Here is a 6,202-nt window from a genome sequence, read left to right on the forward strand (position 1 = left end):
GGTGGTCAGATGGGAAGTCGCGTGGACCTGTTCGCTCGTATCCGGCGTGATGCCCGTGTGGAAGGGCTCGGGATCCGGGCGCTGGCCCGAAAGTATGGCGTGGGCCGCGACACTGTCCGGACGGCCTTGTCGCGGGCTGACCCGCCGCCGCGGAAGACGCCGGTGCGCTCGGCGCCGAGGTTGGCTCCGTTCAAGGCCGCGATCGACGAGATGCTGCGGCAGGATCTCGACGCTCCGCGGAAGCAGCGCCACACCGCCACGCGTGTCTTAGCCCGGCTCGCGGACGAGCATGGGGCGACGGAGCTGTCGTACTCGACGGTGCGGGACTACGTGCGGGTCCGTCGTGCTCAGATCGATGTTGAGGCCGGCCGGCGGGTCGAGGTGTTCATTCCGCAACAGCATGGTCCGGCTGAGGAGGCTGAGGTCGACTTCGGTGAAGTGTGGGTGATCCTGGCTGGGGTGAAGACGAAGTGCCACATGTTCACGTTCCGGCTCTCGCACTCCGGGAAGGCGGTGCATCGGGTGTACTCGACGCAGTCGCAGGAAGCGTTCCTGGAAGGCCACATTGACGCGTTCGAGGAGGTCGGCGGCGTCCCGACGAAGCACATCCGGTACGACAACCTCACCGCCGCGGTGCAGACCGTGCTGTACGGGAAGGGCCGGAACCGAGTTGAGAACGACCGGTGGGTGCTGTTCCGCTCGCACTACGGGTTCGACTCGTTCTACTGCCAGCCGGGGATTGACGGCGCGCACGAGAAGGGCGGCGTCGAAGGCGAAGTCGGCCGGTTCCGCCGCACCTGGCTCTCGCCGATGCCCGAGGTCGACACGCTCGCCGAACTGAACGCCAGGATCCGCGATTACGACGCCCGCGACCACGACCGACGAATCGACACACGGATCCGAACCGTGGGGCAAGACTTCGCCGCCGAGCAGCCGCTGCTCCGGGCGTTGCCGTTCGAACGGTTCGACCCCGGCCTGGTGCTGCACCCGCGCGTGGACAGATCGTCGCTGATCACCGTGCGGATGGCGAAGTACTCGGTGCCCGCACGGCTGATCGGCCGACAGGTGCGGGTATCGCTGCGGGCGTCCGAGGTCGTGGTCTTCGACGGCCGCGACCAGATCGCCCGCCACGAGCGGGTCGTCGCCCGCGGCGGGGAGTCGATCAACCTCGACCACTACCTCGAGGTCCTCCGCCACAAGCCCGGCGCGCTCCCCGGGTCCACCGCGCTGGCACGAGCCCGCGCGACCGGCGTGTTCACGCCGGCGCACGAAGCGTTCTGGCAAGCCGCCCGCAAGGTCGACGGCGACAGCGCCGGCACCCGCGCCCTGATCGACGTGCTCCTCCTGCACCGTAGCATGCGCCCCGATGACGTGGTGGCCGGGATCCGCGCTGCGCTCACGGTGGGCGCGGTCTCGGCTGATGTCGTCGCGGTTGAAGCCCGCCTGCACGCCGGTGGGCCCGCCCCAACCCGTCATCCCGGTGAACATCGTCGCGGGGACGGGCAGCGAGTTGTCAGCCTCACCCAACGCCGGCTCGCTGACCCGGCCGCGGTGATCGCGGGCCTCCCGCCCGACCGGCGGCCACTGCCGTCAATGGAGCAGTACGACGAACTCCTCACCCGCCACGCCGCCGCACCGATCACCAGCACGAGAAAGGGAACCAGCGGAACATGAGCACACCCACGAAGATCACGACCACCCTGCGCCGACAACGCGGGATGACCGAAGAAGCCGCCGCGACCGCGGTCGACCAAGCCTGCCGCAGGCTCCGGCTGCCGACAATGCGGGCCGTCATGGACGAGGCCGTGAAAGCCGCCGACCGCGAGCAACTGTCGTACCAAGGCTTCCTCGCCGAGCTGCTCTTGGCCGAGTGTGACGACCGTGACCGTCGGTCCGTCGTGCGCCGGGTGTCCGCGGCGGGGTTCCCGCGTCAGAAGTGGCTCGGGGACTTCGACTTCGACGCGAACCCGAACATCAACCCCGCGACCATCCACACCCTCGCGACCGGCGAGTGGATCCGTCGCGGCGACCCGCTCTGCCTGATCGGTGACTCCGGCACCGGGAAGTCCCACCTGTTGATCGGGCTTGGCACCGCGGCCGCTGAAAAGGGGTACCGGGTAAAGTTCACGTTGGCGACCAAGCTCGTGAACGAGCTTGTCGAGGCCGCCGATGAGAAGCAGCTCGCCCGCACCATCGCCCGCTACGGACGCGTCGACCTGCTCTGCATCGATGAACTCGGCTACATGGAGCTCGACCGACGCGGCGCCGAGCTCTTGTTCCAAGTTCTCACGGAACGCGAGGAGAAGGCCTCCGTCGCGATCGCCTCGAATGAGTCATTCTCGGGATGGACGAAGACCTTCACCGACCCACGCCTGTGCGCCGCGATCGTCGACCGCCTCACCTTCAATGGCACCATCATCGAAACCGGCACCACCTCCTACCGGCTCAACCACACACGACGACCACAGTGACCGCGGTAGTATCGGGCCGCTCTGATCCCTACTGGTGGCGCAATGCCGCCTGCAGGTGCTCCTCGGGGTCGACGAGGTGGTTGTGGTCATCGTCCCCGAGGGCGACCTCGGCCCAGTTCAGGGTGCCGCTGAACGCGCCGCCCCACACCTTGTAGCCCTCGTACACCGGCATGCCGGTGTCGCAGCCCGCGTCCAGGCCCTCGTCGAACGAGAAGTAGAGGGCGTGGGTGTGCTCGACGCGGCCGGTGCCGGCGGCCTTGCCGTCGATGAAGAGCGTCACGTCGCCGCCCTTGCCGATGCCGCCGCCGTCGTAGGCGAACTCGACCCGTACTTGATGCTCGCCCGCGCCGATCGCGGCCTCCGACAGGATGGTCGAGCGCTGCAAGCCGCAGTAGTTGTAGTGGAAGCCGAGCTTGCCGTCTTCTGCGAAGAACGACCAGCCGCCGGTGCGGCCGCCCTGTGCCGCGATCGCCCCGTCGAGCGAGCCGTCGTCGGGCACGACCACCTCTGAGGTCACCGAGAACGAGCGGTTCTTCACGTTGATCGCGACGTTCTCACCGAGTCGCACCATGCCGGGGTAGAGCCGAAGGCGATCGCCCTTCACGAGCGTCGGCCGGCCGGCGATCGCGGGGTTCATGCGCTCCGCGGCGCGGTCGTCCATCGGGAACACGTTGTGCCGTGCCGCCTCGATGAGGAAGAGCCGCTGCAGCTCGGCGAGCTTCTCGGGCTGCTCGGCGGCGAGGTCCTTCGCCTGCGTCCAGTCGGTGGTCGTGTCGTAGAGCTCCCACACGTCGAGCGAGAAGTCGGGCGCCTTCGACACGACGTCCCACGGGGTGCGGTGCTTCGTCACCGCGGTCCAGCCGCGGTGGTAGATGCCGCGGTTGCCCATGAGCTCGAAGTACTGCGTCGTGTGGCGCTCGGCGGCGGATGCGTCGTCGAAGCTGTATGCCATCGAGACGCCGTGCATCGGCTCCTGCGTTACGCCGTTGAACGTGTGCGGCTCGGCGAGGCCGGCGACGTCGAGCACGGTGGGCGCCAGGTCGATGACGTGGTGCCACTGCTCGCGCACCTCGCCCTTGGCGGCGATGCGGCTCGGCCAGTGCACGATCGTTCCGTTGCGAGTGCCGCCGTAGTGCGACGCGACCTGCTTGGTCCACTGGTACGGAGTGCACATCGCGTGCGCCCAGGCGACGGAGTAGTGGTTGTACGCCTCCGGCCCGCCGACCTGGTCGAGGTGCTCCTTCCAGAAGTCGACCGTCTCGAACTGGCCGCCGCCGTTCGAGGCCGTCGTCAGCATGTAGGCGCCGTTGATGCCGCCCTCGGCCGAGGCGCCGTTGTCGCCGATGATGTAGTAGATCAGCGTGTCTTCGAGGATGTCGAGCTCTTCGAGCGCGTCGATGACGCGGCCGGTGTGGTGGTCGGCGTACTCGAGGAAGGCCGCGTAGACCTCCATCTGGCGGGCGAGCACGGGCTTCTGCTCCTCGGGCACGTCGTCCCAGGCGGGCAGGCCCTCGGGGCGGGCGGTCAGCTCGGAGTCGGGGGCGATGACGCCGAGCTCCTTCTGCCGGGCGAACGTCTGCTCGCGCTGCGCGTCCCAGCCGAGGTCGAACTTGCCCTCGTACTTCGCGATCCAGTCCTTCGGCACGTGGTGGGGCGCGTGGGTCGCCCCCGGGGCGAAGTAGACGAAGAACGGCTTGTCGGGCGTCAGGCTCTTCTGCTGGCGCACGTAGTCGATCGCCTTGTCGGCGAGGTCGGGCATCAGGTGGTAGTCGGGGTCGGTCGGCGGTTCGATCGTGGTGAGGCCGTCGATGAGGGCCGGCGTGTACTGGTTCGTCTCGCCGCCGATGAAGCCGTAGAAGCGCTCGAAGCCGCTCTGCGCGGGCCAGTGGTCGAACGGGCCGGTCGGGCCCGACTCCCAGACGGGCACCTCGTGGCACTTGCCGAACTGCGCGGTGTTGTAGCCGCTCTGGCGGAGGATCTCGGGCAGCGGCACCGCGGTGTTCGGGCGCGTCGAACGGTAGCCGGGTGCCGGCGTCGCGGTCTCGGTGATGTGGCCCATGCCGACGGCGTGGTGATTGCGGCCCGAGAGCAGCGCGGCGCGCGTCGGCGAGCAGAGCGCGGTGGTGTGGAACCGCGAGTAGCGCAGGCCCTCGCCGGCGAGGCGCTCGGCGGTCGGGGTGTGGATCGGTCCGCCGAAGGCACTGGATGCCCCGAAGCCGACGTCGTCGAGCAGGATCACGAGCACGTTCGGCGCCTGAGCCGGCGGCCTCGCCGGCTCGATCGGCGGGAATCTCTCGTCGAGCTTCTTCGCGTCGTACGCGACCGGCCCCTGATAGGCGCGGTCGGGCACGGGAAGCACGGTTCCCGGTCGGACGTCGTTCATCGCTACCCCCTTCGATGTGCTGCGCCTCTCGCGGCACCCTTCGATCATCGCAGGGAACCGGCGACACGATGTCCGGTGACGCCGCAGCCTTACAAAGTGGTCCTGATTCGGACCGTCACCCTGGTCCTGAATGGAGTTGACATAGTCAAACGGCACCGGCTCAGAGCGCGGTAGCACAGCGAACGGGCATCCCATCTGAAGCAGCCATCATTGCGGCTACACGGTGGGGCGCAAGGCGCTTTCGCGGCATATCCTCGCTCGCTGCGCTCACTCCGGTATTCCACGGTCGCCTTGCACTCCACCCCTCCACCGCACTGCCACCGGCTATCAGATGGGATGCCCTGGAGCAGCTGGGGCACTTGACGAAGTTGGGGGAGTAGCGGCCATGGACCAGATCAAGATCTATTCGAAGCCCTCGTGTGTTCAGTGCAATGCCACCTATCGTGCGATGGACGCGAAGGGCATCGCCTACATTGTGATCGACGTCACGGTCGACGACATCGCGCTCGAGGAGATCAAGGCGCTCGGATACCTACAGGCGCCCGTCGTGATCGCCCTTGACGACCACTGGTCAGGTTTCCGCCCGGACAAGATCGACGAGCTCGCCCAGAAACTCGCAACGGCCAAGTGACTCGGAAGCCGCTGATGCTGATGATCGATCTGGCAGCGTTGACGCCGGGGGAGGCTCACTCCTACGGAGCTGGCTACATCGACGCGATGGATGACCTCGCAGACGAGGGACGCCGTGCAGCCGAGGCAATCGCTGCACTTGAGCACGAACTCGCCGAGGCTCGAAAGGACGCGGAGTACTGGCGGCGCGTCGCCAACCCGGTAGCCGTACCGTCGGGCCCGACCCGTACGGAGCTTGAGCGAACCCGGCGCGAGCTCACAGCTCAGAACGCGAACCACGTGGCCAAGCCTTGGCCTGATGTGCCGACTCGGACCCCAGCTGATCGCTGACTGGCCTGATGCGTTCCGGCTATCTGGTGGTTTCGATCCAGCCCACGAGCCGTTCAAGGTCGTGGCTCCACCAGATCGAGAGGCCACCAGCTTGGGCATCGTAGAGGTTCTGGGGCTTGAAAACTCCGGAGAGGGTGACTGCGGGGACGACGACTGCGTCGCCGAACTTTGCCGTCCAGTGGGCGGCCTTTCCGCCCGCTTCATGGTTCACCCGTTTGAAGGAATTCACTTCCGAGTTGCTCGTCTTGCACTCGATCGCGAGCACCCGTTCGTCCCAGAGGCCGACGAGCAGATCAGCCTTCTGACCCACCAGAGTGCTCTCTCCGCAGAACTCTCCAGGCTTCGGGGCGCGACTGGGCGTCGCCACGGTGCGGGCAGGAACCTCGGT

The 6,202-nt window shown here is 67.5% G+C and carries 5 protein-coding genes; 3 read left to right on the forward strand and 2 right to left on the reverse strand.

The genetic code is table 11. The annotated features are described in order from the left end of the window. The first annotated feature begins 9 nt into the window (after window positions 1-9). Together istA and istB are read left to right on the forward strand one after the other, a co-directional pair. Window positions 10-1,674: an IS21 family transposase gene (gene istA / locus ABD164_RS17880; protein WP_344298046.1), complete on the forward strand. Its 1,665-nt coding sequence runs from the start codon at window positions 10-12 to the stop codon at window positions 1,672-1,674. Next, window positions 1,671-2,471 (forward strand): IS21-like element helper ATPase IstB, encoded by an 801-nt coding sequence (gene istB, locus ABD164_RS17885; RefSeq protein WP_344298048.1) that lies wholly within the window; start codon window positions 1,671-1,673, stop codon window positions 2,469-2,471. Before istA ends, istB begins: the two co-directional genes overlap by 4 nt. Before the next feature lie 28 nt (window positions 2,472-2,499). Here istB and ABD164_RS17890 read toward each other — a convergent pair whose 3' ends face one another. Next, window positions 2,500-4,854: an arylsulfatase gene (locus tag ABD164_RS17890; RefSeq protein ID WP_344298050.1), complete on the reverse strand. Its 2,355-nt coding sequence runs from the start codon at window positions 4,852-4,854 to the stop codon at window positions 2,500-2,502. Between the two features lie 385 nt (window positions 4,855-5,239). Here ABD164_RS17890 and nrdH point away from each other — a divergent pair, with 385 nt between their 5' ends. Then, window positions 5,240-5,485, forward strand: a complete 246-nt coding sequence (gene nrdH / locus ABD164_RS17895; protein ID WP_344298052.1) for a glutaredoxin-like protein NrdH — start codon at window positions 5,240-5,242, stop codon at window positions 5,483-5,485. 348 nt (window positions 5,486-5,833) lie between these two features. Here nrdH and ABD164_RS17900 read toward each other — a convergent pair. After that, window positions 5,834-6,202: XamI family restriction endonuclease (locus ABD164_RS17900; RefSeq protein ID WP_344298054.1), on the reverse strand; the 369-nt coding region annotated here is incomplete at its 5' end.

Origin of the sequence: Agromyces neolithicus, from assembly GCF_039529735.1 — a bacterium.
GTDB classification, from domain to species: Bacteria; Actinomycetota; Actinomycetes; order Actinomycetales; family Microbacteriaceae; genus Agromyces; species Agromyces neolithicus.

Excerpts from the sequence above, each read along its gene's own strand:
- istA (WP_344298046.1), top strand. The coding sequence starts at position 10 with ATGGGAAGTCGCGTGGACCTGTTCGCTCGTATCCGGCGTGATGCCCGT.
- istB (WP_344298048.1), top strand. The coding sequence starts at position 1,671 with ATGAGCACACCCACGAAGATCACGACCACCCTGCGCCGACAACGCGGG.
- ABD164_RS17890 (WP_344298050.1), bottom strand. The coding sequence starts at position 4,854 with ATGAACGACGTCCGACCGGGAACCGTGCTTCCCGTGCCCGACCGCGCC.
- nrdH (WP_344298052.1), top strand. The coding sequence starts at position 5,240 with ATGGACCAGATCAAGATCTATTCGAAGCCCTCGTGTGTTCAGTGCAAT.